Source organism: Solibacillus kalamii, from assembly GCF_002174535.1.
In the GTDB taxonomy this organism is placed as follows: Bacteria; Bacillota; Bacilli; order Bacillales_A; family Planococcaceae; genus Solibacillus; species Solibacillus silvestris.
On the sequence record NZ_NHNT01000002.1, the window covers coordinates 396,281 to 414,155 of the forward strand.

The window sequence follows — 17,875 nt, forward strand, 5'->3', positions numbered from 1 at the left end:
GTAAGGTAGTTTTAAACTATCAGGTATATCCTGCAAATATATTGAATGATAGGTGAAAAAAATGAATTATCAAGTACTATTGTATTATCATTACACAACGATTGAAGATCCAGCTGCTTTTTCAGAAGAGCATTTAGCTGCATGTAAGGAAATTGGTTTAAAAGGACGTATTTTAGTAGCCCATGAAGGGATTAACGGTACGGTATCAGGTACGATTGAGCAAACACAAAGCTATATCGATATGATGGAAGCACATCCATTGTTTAAGGGGATTGTTTTCAAAATTGATCCAGCGGAAGGCCATGCGTTCAAAAAAATGCATGTACGTCCACGCCCGGAGCTTGTAAACTTAGGTCTGGAAGAAGATGTGAATCCGCATGAATTAACGGGCCGCTATTTATCACCGGAACAATTCCTGGAAGAAATGCAAGATGAAAACACAGTCGTACTAGATGTACGAAACACATATGAATATGATGTCGGTCACTTCCGTGGCGCAATTCGTCCAGAAGTAAAGAACTTCCGTGATACTCCGCAATGGGTACGTGACAACCGTGAATTATTCGAAGGTAAAAACGTTTTAACTTATTGTACAGGCGGAATTCGCTGTGAGAAATTTTCTGGTTGGATGAAGCGTGAAGGTTTTGGAGAGGTTGGTCAATTGCACGGAGGCGTTGCAACATACGGTAAAGACCCAGTTGCTAAAGGTCAGCTTTGGGATGGTCAAATGTATGTATTCGATGAGCGTCTGACAGTGCCGATTAACCAGGTGGAACATGTTATTGTTGGGCGTGATCACTTTGATGGGACACCATGTGAACGCTACATTAATTGTGCTAACCCTGAATGTAATGAGCAAATCATTGCATCAGAGGAAAACGAAGCGAAGCATTTAGGTGGCTGTACAATCGAATGTACAAAACATGAACGTAATCGCTATATCGTCCGTCATAACTTAACGGAAGAGCAAGTACAACAAGCGATTGAATTATTAGAAGCTGAAGCGACAGTATAATAAATTTTTTAATGCATCTCTTAATAGAGATGCATTTTTCTTTTTTGTAAACAAAACATCCATTTGTAAATGCAATGTAAATAGATTTTTCTAAATATTCATCATAAATTGTCTGTTTTCTGTAATTCTTACATGATTCATTAAGCCTTTGAACATAATATTGACATATTTCATTTTCCTTCATTGATAATTATTTAAATCCTCATAAAAAATCCCTCTCATTTGTTAATAAATCTCATAAATATTTACAAATCAGCTGTTTTATTTTAAATTTTCTGACTTTACTGATTGATTTTACATAATAAAAAGACGTGTTCTTCATAATTTACATAAGGTTTACATGTTTAATACATGACATTAATTTTATGTATGTATTGTTAAAGCAGATAGAAAACATTCATGTTGATGGAGGATTGAAGTATGTTGAAAAAAACATTTTACTTCATTGGGTTAACAATTCTAATGGTAGTATTAGCAGCTTGCAGTAATGAAGATTCTACGGAGTCCTCTTCTGGCGGCGGAGACTTAGTAACAATTTCAGGTTCTACATCAGTTGGACCTTTAGCAGAGAAATTAGCAGCAAAATATGAAGAAACAGAAGACGTTAAAATTGAAATAAATCAAATCGGTTCATCGGCAGGGATTACAAATGCGATCAATGATGTATCACAAATCGGGATGTCATCGCGTGATCTGAAACAGGAAGAAATCGACTCCGGTATTCAGGAGTTGGTCATTGCGTATGACGGGATTGTGGTTGTTGCCCACCCATCAAATCCGGTTAAAGATTTAACGATGGAACAAGTGAAGCAAATCTTTACAGGCGAAATTACCAACTGGAAAGAAGTTGGCGGAAAAGATATGGAAATCGTTGTTGTATCACGTGAGGACGGATCTGGTTCGCGTGATGCCTTCCAGGAAATCGTCGGCTATGAATCTGGACAACTGATTCGCAATGCAATTGTTGCAAGCGGGAACGGAAATATTAAAACAACAGTTGCGATGAACAAACATGCTGTAGGATTCATCTCATTTGAGTATATTGATGAAACTGTTTCAGCGATGGACATTAATGGCGTTAAGGCAGAAGCAGGCAATGTATTGGATGGTAACTATAAATTATCTCGTCCATTCTTATTCGTTTATAAAGAGAGTGTACCGGAGGCGGCAACGAAGTTTATGGATTTCATTTTAACTGCAGAAGGACAAGAGATTGTGGAAGCCGCTGGAGCGATTCCATTAACGAAATAATCAGTGCTGGAGGATAAATTTGTGAACACACAAAACAGAAACGAAGTAGAACAGCAAATAAGTAAAGGCAATAAGCGAAAATACTTTTTAGAAAGCTTATCATCGAAAATATTTTTAGCATGTGCGCTTCTTTCAGTAGTGAGCTTACTACTAATTGTAGGATTCGTATTTTATAAAGGGGCAAACCCATTCGTAACTGGCGGTTATAGCTTCTTCGGCTTCCTATTTGGCAGCGACTGGGTACCATCAGAAGATAAATTCGGTATTTTCCCAATGATCGTTGCGTCAATTTATGCAACGATCGGAGCACTTGTTATCGGGGTACCAATCGGATTATTAACAGCAATTTTCCTGGCGGAAATTGCTCCGAAATCAGTAGCCAAAATCGTATCACCGGCAATTCAGCTTTTGGCTGGTATTCCGTCAGTATTATACGGTGTATTCGGTTTAGCGATTATCGTTCCATTTTTACAGGATAATTTAGGATTAGCACGTGGACAAAGTTTAATTGCTGTTATTTTAGTACTGGCAATTATGATGTTACCGACAATTGTAACAGTAGCGGAAACAGCGATTCGTGCAGTGCCGAAAACATATCGTGAAGGTTCACTGGCTCTAGGCGTTTCACAAATCGGGACAATCTTTAAAGTCGTTGTACCGGCTGCAAAGTCAGGTATTATGGCAGCGATCGTTCTTGGACTGGGGCGTGCATTAGGTGAAACGATGGCCGTAATTTTAGTAGCGGGGAATTCGCTGGTCATCCCGACGAGCCTGACAGACAGTGTACGTCCATTGACGACAAACATCGCGCTTGAAATGGGTTATGCAGCAGGAACACATCAGGAAATGCTGTTTGCAACAGGGATTGTACTTTTCTCATTCATCTTAATATTAAACTTTGTATTAGCACGCATTACAGCGAAGGGAGCTCAGTAACATGCGACAATTTAAAGATAATATGTATCGCGGCTTACTTTGGGGTTCCGCATTCGTATCAGTAGCCGTATTAGTTGTAATCGTTGGCTATATTTTCTATAAAGGTTTTTCTTATATCAGTTTTGATTTTATATTTGGTGATTATTCGCCAACAGGTGGCGGCGGAATATTCCCGATGATTGTCACAACGATTTTAACGATTGTCATTTCACTTTTAATCGCAACACCAATCGGAATCTTGGCTGCCGTTTATTTACACGAGTATGCAAAGCAAGGACGACTTGTACGTATTATTCGTTATGCGACAGAAAGTTTAACAGGGATTCCATCGATTATTTATGGTTTATTCGGTGCCGTATTCTTCGTAGTGATTTTAAAGCTCGGGATGTCCATTATCGCAGCATCATTAACATTAACGATTATCGTATTACCGGTTATTATTCGTACGACAGAAGAAGCTTTGAAAACAGTGCCGGCAACATATCGTGAAGGTTCACTGGCACTAGGAACAACAAAACTGCAAACGTTGATTAAAGTTATTTTGCCAAGTGCAATGCCGGGAATTTTATCAGGGATCATCTTATCGATCGGCCGTATTGTCGGTGAATCGGCAGCGATTTTCCTGACTGCAGGTACCGTGGCGGCAATGCCATCAAGTATTTTCTCATCTGCCCGTACATTAACGGTTCACTCCTATTTAGTAACACAGGAAGCAGGCGATATTGGACTTGCAGCGGCAATCGGAATTGTTTTAATCGTCATTATTTTAGTATTGAATTTAACGGCAACATATATCTCGAAGAAATTAAACAAAGCGGACTATTAAAAGGAGCGAAACCTATATGACTATGACTATTTCAGAAGCATCTATATTTAAAACAACTACGACTTCTACGGGCGCTTTACCAACAAAAATCAAAGTAAATGATTTAAACCTGTATTATGGTGATAAACAAGCGTTATTCAATGTAAACCTGGACATTAAAGAAAAAGAAGTAACGGCATTAATCGGTCCATCGGGCTGCGGTAAGTCAACATTTTTACGTACATTAAACCGCATGAACGATCTGATTGACGGTGTACGCGTCATCGGGAACATTCATATTGACGGCGAAAATGTATATGAATCAAGCGATGTCATCAAGCTCCGTACAAGAGTCGGGATGGTATTCCAAAAGTCAAATCTGTTTCCAATGAGCATCTACGACAATGTTGCCTATGGTCCACGCATGCAAGGAATTAAAAACAAAAAAATCTTAAATGAAATTGTTGAAGAGTCTTTACGCGGCGCAGCGATTTGGGATGAAGTAAAGGACCGTCTAAAGTCTTCTGCCTTAGGTCTTTCAGGAGGTCAGCAACAGCGTATTTGTATCGCACGTGCGATCGCAATGAAGCCGGACGTTATTTTAATGGATGAGCCGACTTCGGCACTTGACCCGATTTCCACATTAAAAGTAGAAGAACTCATTACACAAATGAAAAAAGACTATACAATTGTCATCGTAACGCACAACATGCAGCAAGCAGCGCGTATTAGCGATAAGACGGCATTCTTCTTAAATGGTGAAGTCATCGAATATGATGATACAAATGTTATTTTTTCCACACCAAAAGATGAGCGTACAGAAGATTATGTAACAGGACGATTCGGATAAAAGGGGGATTTTGGAATGATTCGCGAAAATTTCGAAAAGAATATGCTTGAACTGCAGGACAAAATGGGTGAAATGGTCGACATGACGGTTATTGCAATGGAAAAGGCATTTAAAGCACTTCAGGAACAGGATATGGTGTTGGCACTGGATGTCATTGAAGAGGACAACTATATTGATGACCTGGAAAATGAAATTAATCAAATGGCAATTTGGCTGATGGCGAAAGAGCAGCCGGTAGCCCGCGACATGCGCCGAATTATCAGTGTTATTAAAATGTCTTCGGATATTGAACGTATTGCAGACTTTGCGGTAAATACAGCAAAAGCAACGATTCGCATTAGCAAAGAAGAAACGATTTTAGAAAAAACTTCATTAGTCGAAATGAAAAATGTAGCAATGGATATGCTGAAAAAATCAATGAAGGCATTTATCGATGCGGATATCGCATTAGCAAAAGAAGTTGGAGAGCTTGATGATATCGTAGATCGCAATAATCATGAAAACTATGCGCTTTTAACTGAGTATTTGAAAGAGAGCCCTCAAGAGATTGAGCAAACATTGCAATTGTTGTTCATTAACCGCTTTGTCGAACGTGCAGCAGACCATATAACTAATATGGCGGAGTCAACAGCTTACTTTATTAAAGGGCAGCTATTTGATTTGAATTAACTTCCTTCAGCAGATTTTATGCTTAGGCGAAGCAGTAAGCACAGAGTCCATTTATTTATAGATAGAGGTTAACATAATTTTTGGTCAATTTTCATCGGGTATTCAAATACCTGCTGAAAGAAGTTAATGCCTCCGGCGGATGTCATAGATTCGGTAAGAAATTCTTTGCGCGAGCGCAAACCGAATCTGGACACAATTACGCCGAGGCGTAATTGATTAGAGAAGCGGGGAATCATTAATGACGAAAAAAATATTAGTCGTTGAAGATGACGAAAATTTAGTGAATTTACTGCATATTTATTTAGTAAAGGACTGCTATGAAGTCCAATGTGTACGAACGGGTAAAGAGGCACTGGCTGCTATTCTATCATTCGAACCGGATGCGATGCTGCTCGATTGGATGCTTCCGGATATGGAAGGAATCGAGATTTGCCGTCAAGTCCGCTTCGAGCATGACTTTCCGATTATTATGATCAGTGCGCGTACGGATGAATTGGATATTGTGCTGGCGCTTGAAATGGGGGCCACAGAATATATCCGAAAGCCGTTTGGATTCCGTGAAATGCTTACACGCTTAAGAATCCATTTAAAACGATACGAAAGGGAATTACAGCAGCAAGAGCGTATTTCCCAAATGTTGATCGGTCCGTTCCGTGTAGATTTAATTATGTTCAAAGTGTACAAAGATGAAGTGGAAATTCCTTTAACAAAACGTGAATTTAAACTGCTGCTTCATTTATTGGAGCAACCGGGCAGTATTAAATCACGTGAAGAGATTATTAATATACTGGACTTTACAAAAGGGGATCGTCGTACAGTAGATGTACATATTCGTAGGCTTCGCGAAAAAATTGAAGAACAGCCGAGCTCACCGAAGTGGATCAAAACAAAAAGCGGGTTAGGTTATTATTTCAACTATCCTTCACAGGAAGTGACGTACAGTTCATAGGTAAAAAACATTTTGGAGCGATCAATTGTTTCAAGATGTTTTTTTTATGTTGTAAATTACATCATTTCTTTTACAAATGCGACGGCAACGGATTATACTTAGAAAAGTAGATGGATGAGGAGGTCTGAATATGTCTGAACAAAATGAGAAAAAGAAATTAAGCCTGCAGGAATTAGTGAAACAACAGCTGGAAGCGAAAAAAAACAATGCAGCTGGCAACAAAGGTAACTTAAAAGGTGATACATCAACGAAAAAGATGAAAAGTCAACAAACAAAAAAAACGAGCAATACCCGTCGTAAAATGGGCGTGTAATGGTTAGGGGAAGACCGAAGCAAACGAAAATTTGCTTCGGTTCTTTTTTATTCAAAAAAGTTCTGGATAATTATCTCGAATTAAAGACTCTTTATTTGGAGATATTTGAATTATGTTGTATTATTAATTTGTAACAAAGAGCACATAATAACATACGTAATCATTTACAGACCATTATTTCGAAAGGGGCAATTTTAAATGGGTAAATTAGATGGGAAAGTAGCAATTATTACAGGTTCTGCACAAGGAATGGGAGCAATGCATGCTCGTAAATTCGTGGAAGAAGGCGCAAAAGTAGCGATTACAGATATAAATTTGGACGGTCGAAACAACTGGCGGATGAATTAGGTGAAAATGCAATCGCGCTTAAATTGGATGTTTCAAGTGAAGACAACTGGATTGAAGTAGTCGCGAAAACAGAAGAAACTTTTGGTCCGATCAATGTTCTGGTTAATAATGCCGGAATCGGTATTTTCAAACCTTTGGAAGAACTCACAGTAAAAGATTTTGAACTGACATTTAAAATAGACGAGCTTGGGGTCTTCCTGGGAATGCAAAAAGTTCTTCCTTCAATGAAAAAGGCTGGTATTGGCTCAATTGTAAACATTTCGTCTGTTGATGGTTTAGTAAGTGCTCCTACAGCAATAGCTTACAGTGCTTCTAAACATGCCGTAACGGGTATGACAAAAGGTGCTGCAGCTGAGCTGGGGCAATATAATATTCGTGTGAATTCGGTTCACCCGGGTATTATAAAAACACCAATGGCCGATCAGCCAGACGTTGAAGAATATTTAAAACAACTAGAACAAGACATTCCATTAAGAAGAAGAGCAGAAGTAGTGGAAGTATCAAATTTAGTCGTATATCTTGCTTCTGATGATTCAAGCTATTCAACAGGTGCACAATTCGTTGTTGATGGTGGAATGATTTCAGATTTATAAGTAATAGAATGATTAGCCCTAACATGTAAATGTTGGGGTTTTTTATATTATGATGTAAAAGTGATTCCAAATGATTCGTTAATCGTCTTTAAGAAGTAAGGAGGCTGATAGGTTGAGACGGGAAATTTTTGAAGCGCATTACGACGCTGTTTATAAATACATACGTTATTTAACAAATGATACGGATTTAACGCATGATTTGCTGCAGGAGACCTTTTACCGCTTTTATCAGAAAAATTATACTGAGCATGAACGGACTTATTTATTGAAAATTGCCCGAAACCTTGTTTATGACCATTATCGAAGAAAAAAAATTATTGGCTTTTTTCAATTGAAATCGGAGCCAGTTGCAGCGGGAGAATTGCCGGAAGCAGTAATCGAGCGAAATGCGGAAAATGAAAAACTGTATGCCGCACTCCAGCAAATTAAATGGAATTACCGTGAAGTGATTGTGCTGCGCTATATAGAAGAATATTCGGTAAAAGAAACAGCAATGATTTTGACCTGCAGTGAAGTAAAGGTGAAAAATAATACGGCACGCGGCTTGAAGGCATTACGGGAACTGTTAGGAGGGGAAGACGATGTTTGAAAACGAAAAGTTAAATGATCTTAAAAAAATTTATGTCGATCCGGAAAAAAAGCAAGAGGACTTCAATAAAATTCAGCAGCGCCTCAACACTAAACCTTTTAACTGGCAAATCCCGGCAGTAATCATAGCGATTGCGTGCATCACGCTGTTTTTAGTCGGTACATTTCCACAAAAGCAGCAAATCACTTCTGATGATATGGATAGTAGTGCATTACAAGCGGTTTATTTTATGCAATGGGAAGGGAATCCAGAGTCCATCTTTCAAGCTGGTGTGAGAAAAGTGAAAAATGAAGAAACATTAAAAGAGATTGAAACAGCGCTGCAACAGTTTCAGCAAACTGATATTAAAATAGAAGACCCATATATTCAACAAAGCTACAGGCTAAGCTTTAAAGATGATCAGGTGATGCGTATACAGGAATACCCCGGAAGCGAAGTAACGTATTATCGTAATGTCGATACAGGGGAAATATATTTATTAAGTGAAAATTCATTGCAGGAAATTATCAATTTACATGAACCGGCCGATCGAACATTATCTTTAATTATTGGCATAGTATTCCTGACGTTGGCAATGATTGCGACGAGTAAGGTGAAAAAAAAGATGCGTGACCCGGATGATCCGAAACGTTACATTCCGATGCATTCTACCTATTCGCAAAGCGTCGTGGAAATTCTGACATTATTAATCCTGATCTTACTTATTTCCGCACCACAACTACATCTGTTTGTGCTCATCTCGTTTTTGTTGCTGACAGCACTTATTAATATTCTATTAGAAGTAAAGCACGGCAAAAATAAATGGCGCATATTCCAGTTTGTATTGGTGAAAGTATATGCAGGTGTTTATATTTATATATTTTTATGGCCCTTAATTTAAGTACATCGAAGTTATGGATACCAATTTTAGATTGTTTAATTTTAGTGTATTTCAGAATACTTTGACAACAATTGCTTTCCCCCGTACGATATTAATAAGTTACTAGAAGGGGTGGTAGTATGACGACGATTGAAAATGCAAGACAACTCGACGATAAGGATGTTCTGAAAAAATATGCAGATGAATTTTATAAAAAGGAAGGCCAGATCTACTTCGATGGCAATTCGCTCGGGTTATTGTCAAAGCGGGCGGAACAGTCGGTGCATACACTGCTCAACTCGTGGAAAGATTATGGAATTGATGGATGGACAAATGGGGAACATCCTTGGTTTTATTTATCCGAAAAGCTGGCGGCAATGTGCGCACCATTGATTGGCGCAAAAAGTGAAGAGGTAATTCTGACTGGTTCCACAACAACAAACTTGCATCAACTGTTGGCTACCTTTTTCAAACCAACTGCTGCACGCTATAAAATTTTGGCCGACGAACTGAACTTCCCTTCTGACTTGTATGCGATTGCCAGTCAAATTGATTTGCATAATTTACCCGAAAGCAGTATGAAGCTGGTAAAAAGTGAAGACGGGCAAACGATTACGACAAAAGCCATCATCGAAGCGATGACAGAAAATGTGGCGGTTGCGGTTCTGCCGTCTGTCTTATACCGCAGTGGCCAAGTGTTAGATTTGCAGGCGATTACGGAAGCTGCACATGAACGCGGCATTTTGGTTGGATTTGATCTATGTCATTCGATCGGTTCCGTTCCGCACCATCTTCATGAAATCGGCGCGGACTTTGCGTTTTGGTGCAATTATAAGCATTTGAACGGTGGTCCGGGCTCAGTAGCAGGATTGTACGTTCATGAGAAACACTTTGGAACAGCACCCGGATTGGCAGGGTGGTTTGGCTCAGCAAAGGAAAAGCAGTTTGATTTAGATGTAACAATTACCGCTGCACCGCATGCCGGAGCTTATCAGATCGGTACACCGCATATATTAAGTCTGGCCCCGATTGAAGGCGCACTTTCACTGTTTGAAGAAGCAGGAATTGAAGCGATTCGTGAAAAGTCACTCGCTCTGACGCAATTTATGATGGATTGTATTGAGCAAGAGTTACCGAATACGTTTACATTTGGAAATCCGCTTGACGAGACACGTGGCGGCCATCTGTTTTTAGTGCATGACGAGGCGGCAAGAATTTGTAAAGCATTAAAAGAATATGGCGTTGTACCGGATTTCCGTGCACCGAATGGCATCCGCCTGGCACCGGTCGCGCTGTACAATTCCTTTGAGGAAGTATGGCAGTCAGTGCAGATATTAAAAGATATTGTCACAAACAAAACTTATGAGAAGTACGAGAATAAACGAGATATCATTGCATAAGGAGTGATTCAGTGGATAAACGTTCAATTTCGGATTTGCAGCACAAGCTAAAAGATGAAAAAGGGATTCATACGGATTTCCGTGAAGATATGACATACAGCGATTATTTAAGTCTGGCTTCACTTTTAAACAGTCAAAACCGTCTTTCCGACCATCATGATGAAATGCTTTTTATAGTTATTCATCAAGTGAGCGAACTTTGGATGAAGCTCATCATTCATGAAATGCGCGGTGCGATACAAGCGATTGAAAAAGGAGAAATGCAGCCAGCATTTAAAATGCTTGCACGTGTTTCGAGAATCCAAATGCAGATTATTCAGGCGTGGGATGTATTGGCAACGATGACTCCGGCGGAATATTTGCAGTTTCGGGATGAACTGGGGAAAGCATCGGGGTTCCAAAGCTATCAGTATCGCTTAATCGAGTTTGCACTTGGCTATAAAACACCTTATATACTTAAAATCTATGAGAAAGAACCGGACATTCTCACAGTTCTTAAAGAGGCGTACGATGCGCCAAGTATTTATGATGTGGCGATTCAAGCATTGGCTAAAGCTGGATTGCCAATAACTGAAGCTTTGCTAAACCGTGATTTTTCGGTAGTATATAGTGGTGACGATTCTGTTGCCGCCGCATGGAAAACCGTCTATGAAAATATCGATAAGTACTGGGATTTATACCAGCTTGGTGAAAAGCTTGTCGATATTGAAGATTCCTTGCAGCAGTGGCGTTTCCGTCATATGAAAACGGTCGAGCGCATCATTGGCTTTAAAGTGGGCACAGGTGGCTCATCAGGGGTCAATTATTTGCGAAAAGTGCTCGATCACCGCTTTTTCCCTGAACTTTGGGATTTGCGGACAGTACTATAGCTTAGGTTAGACAGATGAGTGGAGTGAGACAGATGGAGAAGAGTAAAGGACAGTGGTCAAGTAAGTTAGGATTTGTATTAGCGTCAGCGGGCGCAGCGATTGGGCTCGGGGCAATTTGGAAAATGCCTTATGTAGCCGGTCAAAGTGGAGGTGGCGCATTCTTCCTGATTTTTGTGCTGCTGACATTAATTATCGGGCTGCCAATGCTTTTATCGGAATATATTATCGGGCGTGCCACACAAAAAGAGGCGATTACTGCCTATAAGGTATTAGCGCCGAATACGAAGGCTTGGGCTTGGATTGGTAAGCTCGGCATTATTGGCTGTTTCTTATTATTATCGTTTTACAGTGTAGTTGGCGGCTGGATTTTTGTTTACAGCGGGGTTTCGGTTGTTGGAGAAGTTATCGCGCCGACTGTGGAACCAGGGGCATTTTTCGGACAAGTAACAGGTACACCTTGGATTGCTTTACTCGGTTTGGGATTATTTACATTGGCAAATGTTGTGATCATTGCGCTTGGTGTTCAAAACGGGATTGAAAAGGCAAATAAATTCATGATGCCGTTACTGTTTATTATGTTCTTTGTTTTAGTTGTAAGAGCCGTAACATTGGACGGAGCAATGGAAGGGATTAAGTTTTTCCTGTATCCGGACTTTTCGAACATTACCGGTGAATCAATTTTGTATGCGTTAGGGCAATCATTTTTTGCACTGGCTGTTGGATTCTCATGTTTAGTTACATATAGTTCTTATTTAAAGAAAGATGTGAGCTTACCGAATTCAGCAGGTTCTGTTGTAGGATTGAGTATTTTTGTATCCCTCTTGGCGGGCTTAGCGATTTTCCCGGTTGTATTTGCATTTGATATGGAAGTGGCAAGCGGACCGCCATTACTGTTTATGGTATTGCCTGCAGCGTTCTCGCAAATGCCGTTTGGCGAACTGTTTTTAGCGTTGTTTTTAATTCTGTTTTTATTTGCGACATTAACGTCATCGTTTAGTATGTATGAAATTATCGTTGCTGCGATTATTGAAAAATGGAACATTAGCCGCGCGAAAATTACAATCATCATCGGTATCCTTGTGTTTATCGCTTCGATTCCTTCAACATTAACGTACAGTTCATTAGGTGATGTTTCGATTTTTGGACGCAATATCTTTGATTTCACCGACTTTCTAGTGTCGAATATCATTTTACCGATTGGCAACTTGCTTATTGCGATATTTATTATGCATATTATGGATAAAAACCTCGTAAAAAGCGAGCTGTTGCAAGGAAGTAAAATGGGTGAAGGCTTTTACAGAACATATCGCTTTTTAATGACCTACATTGTGCCGACAGTGATTGTCGTCGTGCTCGGTTATTTAGTCATTCAATATTAGGGGTGAAGCCATGTGGATTGATATTACACAGCCGATGAGAAACGGGATGCCGAATTGGCCGGGAGATACACCGTTTTCTTTTGAAGTAGGATATACGAAACAACAGACGGGTTCGGTCAATATCGGGCGGATGACGACTTCGCTGCACACCGGTACACACGCAGATGCACCGTTTCATTTTAACAGTGAAGCTGAAACGATCGAGCAATTGGATGTGAATGTGTATATCGGCGACTGCGTGATCGTGGATTGCATTGGACAGGAAATGGTTACAGCTCAATCGCTGGCACCCGTTGATTTCCATAGTGCAAAGCGTGTACTGCTTAAAACAGTTGAACAGCCGAGTGCAGCATTTCCGGAAACCATTCCGGTTATTCATCCGAATGTAGCGCCATTTTTAAAGGAGCGAGGTGTAATATTGCTTGGCATAGACAATCCTTCCGTTGATCCATTGGACAGCAAGGAAGTATTGGCTCATCACAAGTTGTACGAACATGGCATTCATATTCTCGAAGGGCTCGATTTAGGGCATGTTCAGCAAGGCCTTTATGAATTGATTGCATTGCCGCTTAAAATAACAGGTGCTGACGGTGCACCTGTTCGTGCGGTCATTCGAAAAAAGTTGATAGAGTGAAATAACAAGAAGAAGCTCACGATTTTATGTCGTGGGCTTCTTTTGTAATAAAAAATAATTTTCTTCGTATTAAAAAAGTCCATTGAATAGTTTAATCTTGAGTTGTAATATATTCCTACAAAGTGTTTTATTTGTAATTCAAAATTCCTAGGAGGGAAAAGCTTGAAGAAACGCAACGAAAAGGTTAATTGGATTCATCAATTAAATTTGTTTATTACGATTGGACTGGCTATTTTAATTGTTTCACCGCTTGTGATTGCAAACGGTTTTAGTAATTCAGTTCCATATTTAATTGCAGGAACCGGGGTTATCTTATTATCGACGGTCAATTATTTCTTGAATATTTCTAATTTTGCCAAAGGGTTAATTTTTGTACTGATTCCTGCATCTGTTGTATTTTTATTGTTCTATCTTGATGGATATACAGTCAATAAACATTATATGCTGTTTGTCACATTTATTATGGGAGCAATGTATTTTAATGAACGGTTGATTAAGACATTTTTACTGATTGTCAGTATCTTTTATGTTTTCTTATACATAGCAGTGCCTGAAAATTTATTAGGGGTAAATGCCAATCTGGCCGTATTCATTACAGTATTTGTGAGTATGACCGGTTGTAACTATTTGCTTTACCGATTGACTCAATGGGGCAACAAACTCGTGAAGGATGCCCATGAAAAAGAGCGGGTAGCAAAAGAACTGTTGGAAAATTTAACATCGGTATTAAATAAAATCGATGAAGGTTCAATTCAGCTTGCACAAAATATTACACATGTAAATGAAAATGTGGGAACATTAAATGTTGCGAGCGAAACAATTTTACAGTCATCGAATCAAATGGCAGCAGCGATTCACAATGAAGCTGAAATGATTCAGCAAATTAATGAACAAATCATTTTATCACATGAAAATATGGTAAAAACGAAAGAGTCTTCTGAATCGACTGTAAAGGATTCGAATGAAGTGCAGGAAGCGATTGAACGGAGCTGGAAGCAGGTGCACATTGTTACAGCTGATATGGCAACATTAAGCGACTCCATTGATTTAACGACAACGACAATTGACAATATGCAAGAGAGCCTTGCAAATGTAAACAATCTGTTAAATGGTATTAAAGCGATAGCGGATCAGACGAATTTACTGTCTTTAAATGCTTCAATAGAAGCAGCACGAGCAGGGGAGCATGGGAAAGGATTTGCCGTTGTTGCAGAAGAAGTGAAAAAACTTGCGGAAGAAAGTGCAAAAATCGCAACGAGTATTACCGTTGTTACACAGCAGCTGCTTGCGCGAGCAACAACTGCCCAGTTAAAAGCTTATGAAGGAAAAGAAGCAGTTCATTCAAGTGTTGGCACATTAAATAAAATTACCGGTTCATTTGATGGAATTAAACAATCATTTAATGATATACAAGGGAAGCTTCATCTAAACATGTCGACAATTACACATACAAACGAGCTTGTTGAAAAAATAATGAATCAAATTGAAAATATGTCCGCTATTTCTGAAGAAAATGCTGCAATGACTGAAGAAATCGCAAGTTCAATAAATGAAGAGCATATCATGATGAAATCAATTGCGGATGCCAGTAATGAACTTCAGCAGCTGCATAGTGAATTGGCGGAAATTACAAAACGCCAATAATAGTAAACCGCACATAAAAGGGAAGTGTCCAAAATTACCGGACACTTCCCTTTTTAGTTATTCTACTTCGATCGCAATACTGTCTGTCACATCACCGTTGCTAAAGCGCGCCATACTGGAAATGATATACGTTCCTTTTTCCAGTGGGGCATTAAAACGTGTCGATGTGGCAATTTCTTTATAATCATAATCATCAATCCATTGTTGAATGGAAACACTCGTTACATTTTGACTATATTGAAATTCTATTACTTCCCCTGGCTGTACTTTTACGTAAGGGGTTTTTTGCGCAACTATAATTTCATGCGGGGCAGCCGTATCAACACACTCTGCTTCACCTGCAGAATGCCAGCAATAGCTACCGCGAACCGTTTCAATCGCCTGTTCATTCGTTACTGCTGTTACGTCAGGGATTACCGTTACTTCATTTTGTGCCATAAAATAGCGGCCTATAATAACAAGGATAATGATAGCGATAATAAGAAATAAACGATTTACATTTTTCATCAGAATGTCTCACCTCAATGTGTTGGATATGTACTTTGTTGTTTTCGAAAAACGAAATATATCCCAATCAGCACCGCCAAATACAGTAAAAGTCCAACAGCCGCCCAATAGTTATGTTCACTCAAAATACCTGCAACAAGTAAAAGGAAGGTTACACCAAATAACCCTACATAAATTCTTTTTGTAATCGTAAATTGGTTTTTGCTCCCGATGATAAACAGAATGCTATGTAGTAAAAAAAGGATAATCCATTCCCATTGTATTAATGGTTCGATATGAATCACTAAATTCATGATACAAAAACCGATCCCTGCAAGTACCGCATCTTTTGCTTTTCCATAATAAAAATAAAGAAATAGAAGTACACCGACTGTGAAACTGATCGTATATAGATCAGGAAGAGACAAGTAGAAAATCGAATTAATATCGAGCAAAGCCACAATTGTTGCTAATGTAATGACAATCGGTCTTAAGCTGATCTTGAAAATCAGCAAAACTAATAAAACAAATAAAGCAAATGTGAGCAGCGCTAAAGCCAGCTCCAGATGTTCTATGCGTTGAGAAACGACATAAATTGAATGGGTGGATAAAGCAAACAGAAAAAAGAGTAAGATGCTTTTCGAATCATTGTTCATAAACTTTCCCCAGTTCCGAATAAGTTTGAAGAGAGGGCATAAAGAATAAAAACTATGCAAATCGCGAAGGAATTTGCATAGTTTTTATAAAAAAAGTGGAATTAGTAAAACTAGACATGCCTCTATCTACATGTTACTAAAATTTGAAATATAAGTCTATTTAAAATTTTCCTGCTATGTGATAATGAGGTTGCGCAAAATAGTCATAACGTTATGGTGAAACGAGGAAAAGAATGAAGCAAAATATTTATGATAATGACTTGTTTTTTAAAGGATATGAAGAAATTCGAAATCGGAAATTTAATTATAACAATTTGCTGGAGCGGCCCAATTTTATAGCACTAATGCCGGATATAAAAGGGAAAGTCTTATTGGATTTAGGCTGTGGAAAAGGGGAGTTTGCAAATGACTGTGCTGTAAACGGGGCACAGTATGTTGATGCAATCGATATTTCAGGTAACATGATTTCCGCAGCAAAAAAGCGCTATAAAAGTAATCGTCTTCACTTTCAACAAATCTCAATTGAAGATATAATCTTGCAGGAATCGAATTATCATCTTATAACAAGCGCATTGGCACTTCATTATGTAGCGGATTTTGAAGGGGTCATTGAAAAGGTAACGAGGGCATTGTGTCCAGAAGGGATTTTCCTTTTCTCCATCGAGCACCCGATTTCAACAGCTAATAAAGGTGTGGAACAATGGATTACAGATAAGAAAGAAACACTCTCGCATTTTGCAGTATCCCGTTACCAAGATGAGGGGAAACGAACACAGAACTGGCTTGTTGACAATGTCGTAATGTACCATCGTAGAATCGAAACAATTATAAATACACTGATCAACAACGGGTTACAAATAGAAAAATTAGTGGAGCCAATGCCAACAGACGAAGCAATCGAATTACTTCCAAGCTTACAAAAAGAACAGCATCGTCCTTCCTTTTTAATCTTAAAGGCGAGAAAGGCAAAATGAAAAATAAAGCGCAGAAATCAATCTGCGCTCCTTTTAATATTAGTGCTTATATTAACTAGTTATCAAAACGGTCATCGTCTAAATCTTCTTCGTACTTAATAATGTCGCCTGTTTTTGCATCGATTTCAAAATTGTATTCCATTTTCCCGTTACGGATTTCAATCTCATAGATCAGACGGTTGTCATCTTCATCCAATTCCAGGTCCGTTACGGTACCTTTTGCTTTCGCTTGAGCAATTTCAATTGCCTGCTTTTCCGTGATATTAGTGGAGTTATTCGTTAAATCAGTTGATTTTCCCGTTTCTTCTTCATTTCCTTTTGTTTCTGCAGTACTTGTGCGCACAGTCTCGCGTTCAGTTATAACCGCTTTACCTGTACCTGCATTCACTTCAACCTCAATTTTTTCATTACCTTTTAAGATGTCAATTTCATAATGTGGTGTACGATCATCTCGATCATATTCAAAACCAATAATTTCACCGTTTAATTGTTTTAACGCAATTTTCTTTGCTTCACCAGCTGAAATACTTGGGTTGTTTTCTGCTTGCGCAAATAAATCGGACTGTGCTAATACAGCACCTCCACCAATTGCTACTAGTAATGCCGGGATTGCTAAAAATTTTTTATTCATATTTACTCGCTCCTTTTCTTGTTTG

The 17,875-nt window shown here is 38.9% G+C and carries 19 protein-coding genes and 1 pseudogene; 17 read left to right on the plus strand and 3 right to left on the minus strand.

Going from position 1 to position 17,875, the window contains the following annotated elements; all coding sequences use genetic code 11:
- The first annotated feature begins 61 nt into the window (after positions 1-61).
- The 16 genes and pseudogenes from trhO (at position 62) to CBM15_RS05710 (ending at position 15,103) form a co-directional block, all read left to right on the plus strand.
- Positions 62-1,015: an oxygen-dependent tRNA uridine(34) hydroxylase TrhO gene (gene trhO / locus CBM15_RS05635; protein ID WP_008404327.1), complete on the plus strand. Its 954-nt coding sequence runs from the start codon at positions 62-64 to the stop codon at positions 1,013-1,015.
- Between the two features lie 420 nt (positions 1,016-1,435).
- Positions 1,436-2,266, plus strand: a complete 831-nt coding sequence (locus CBM15_RS05640; protein WP_087616136.1) for a phosphate ABC transporter substrate-binding protein — start codon at positions 1,436-1,438, stop codon at positions 2,264-2,266.
- Between the two features lie 21 nt (positions 2,267-2,287).
- Positions 2,288-3,202: a phosphate ABC transporter permease subunit PstC gene (gene pstC / locus CBM15_RS05645; RefSeq protein ID WP_087616138.1), complete on the plus strand. Its 915-nt coding sequence runs from the start codon at positions 2,288-2,290 to the stop codon at positions 3,200-3,202.
- Between the two features lies 1 nt (position 3,203).
- Positions 3,204-4,028 carry a phosphate ABC transporter permease PstA gene (pstA, locus tag CBM15_RS05650; RefSeq protein WP_008404323.1) on the plus strand — a complete coding sequence of 275 codons (825 nt, stop codon included), beginning with the start codon at positions 3,204-3,206 and terminating at the stop codon, positions 4,026-4,028.
- 16 nt (positions 4,029-4,044) lie between these two features.
- Positions 4,045-4,857, plus strand: a complete 813-nt coding sequence (gene pstB / locus CBM15_RS05655) for a phosphate ABC transporter ATP-binding protein PstB (RefSeq protein WP_162287365.1) — start codon at positions 4,045-4,047, stop codon at positions 4,855-4,857.
- Positions 4,858-4,872: 15 nt separating this feature from the next.
- A complete protein-coding gene (gene phoU, locus CBM15_RS05660) occupies positions 4,873-5,526 on the plus strand; it encodes a phosphate signaling complex protein PhoU (RefSeq protein ID WP_087616140.1) in 654 nt (217 codons plus the stop codon).
- 238 nt (positions 5,527-5,764) lie between these two features.
- On the plus strand, positions 5,765-6,475 hold the full coding sequence (locus tag CBM15_RS05665; protein ID WP_087616142.1) for a response regulator transcription factor: 711 nt from the start codon (positions 5,765-5,767) through the stop codon (positions 6,473-6,475).
- A 130-nt stretch (positions 6,476-6,605) separates the two neighbouring features.
- On the plus strand, positions 6,606-6,788 hold the full coding sequence (locus CBM15_RS05670; RefSeq protein WP_008404313.1) for a hypothetical protein: 183 nt from the start codon (positions 6,606-6,608) through the stop codon (positions 6,786-6,788).
- Positions 6,789-6,986: 198 nt separating this feature from the next.
- Positions 6,987-7,729, plus strand: a pseudogene (locus CBM15_RS05675) (SDR family NAD(P)-dependent oxidoreductase).
- Positions 7,730-7,841: 112 nt separating this feature from the next.
- Positions 7,842-8,318, plus strand: a complete 477-nt coding sequence (locus CBM15_RS05680; protein WP_087616143.1) for an RNA polymerase sigma factor — start codon at positions 7,842-7,844, stop codon at positions 8,316-8,318.
- A complete protein-coding gene (locus CBM15_RS05685) occupies positions 8,311-9,198 on the plus strand; it encodes a signal recognition particle (protein ID WP_087616145.1) in 888 nt (295 codons plus the stop codon). Before CBM15_RS05680 ends, CBM15_RS05685 begins: the two co-directional genes overlap by 8 nt.
- A 119-nt stretch (positions 9,199-9,317) precedes the next feature.
- Entirely contained in the window at positions 9,318-10,577 is a 1,260-nt protein-coding gene (gene kynU, locus CBM15_RS05690) for a kynureninase (RefSeq protein WP_087616147.1), read from the plus strand.
- Between the two features lie 11 nt (positions 10,578-10,588).
- Positions 10,589-11,446 carry a tryptophan 2,3-dioxygenase gene (gene kynA, locus CBM15_RS05695; protein WP_087616149.1) on the plus strand — a complete coding sequence of 286 codons (858 nt, stop codon included), beginning with the start codon at positions 10,589-10,591 and terminating at the stop codon, positions 11,444-11,446.
- 32 nt (positions 11,447-11,478) lie between these two features.
- A complete protein-coding gene (locus tag CBM15_RS05700) occupies positions 11,479-12,825 on the plus strand; it encodes a sodium-dependent transporter (protein ID WP_087616151.1) in 1,347 nt (448 codons plus the stop codon).
- Between the two features lie 10 nt (positions 12,826-12,835).
- Positions 12,836-13,459, plus strand: a complete 624-nt coding sequence (kynB, locus tag CBM15_RS05705) for an arylformamidase (RefSeq protein WP_087616153.1) — start codon at positions 12,836-12,838, stop codon at positions 13,457-13,459.
- 162 nt (positions 13,460-13,621) lie between these two features.
- Complete coding sequence (locus CBM15_RS05710; protein WP_087616155.1) at positions 13,622-15,103, plus strand: methyl-accepting chemotaxis protein; 1,482 nt, start codon at positions 13,622-13,624, stop codon at positions 15,101-15,103.
- A gap of 57 nt (positions 15,104-15,160) precedes the next feature.
- Here the strand turns inward: CBM15_RS05710 and CBM15_RS05715 are convergent, their stop codons facing one another.
- Both CBM15_RS05715 and CBM15_RS05720 read right to left on the minus strand, forming a co-directional pair.
- Positions 15,161-15,610, minus strand: a complete 450-nt coding sequence (locus CBM15_RS05715) for a cAMP-binding protein (RefSeq protein ID WP_087616156.1) — start codon at positions 15,608-15,610, stop codon at positions 15,161-15,163.
- A 14-nt stretch (positions 15,611-15,624) separates the two neighbouring features.
- Entirely contained in the window at positions 15,625-16,245 is a 621-nt protein-coding gene (locus CBM15_RS05720) for a heat-shock protein (protein WP_087616158.1), read from the minus strand.
- 233 nt (positions 16,246-16,478) lie between these two features.
- Between CBM15_RS05720 and CBM15_RS05725 the strand changes: the two genes are divergently transcribed.
- On the plus strand, positions 16,479-17,219 hold the full coding sequence (locus CBM15_RS05725; RefSeq protein WP_087616160.1) for a class I SAM-dependent methyltransferase: 741 nt from the start codon (positions 16,479-16,481) through the stop codon (positions 17,217-17,219).
- A gap of 55 nt (positions 17,220-17,274) precedes the next feature.
- Here CBM15_RS05725 and CBM15_RS05730 read toward each other — a convergent pair whose 3' ends face one another.
- Positions 17,275-17,850, minus strand: coding sequence for a PepSY domain-containing protein (locus CBM15_RS05730; RefSeq protein WP_087616161.1), 576 nt, complete (start codon positions 17,848-17,850; stop codon positions 17,275-17,277).
- Positions 17,851-17,875 lie beyond the last annotated feature (25 nt).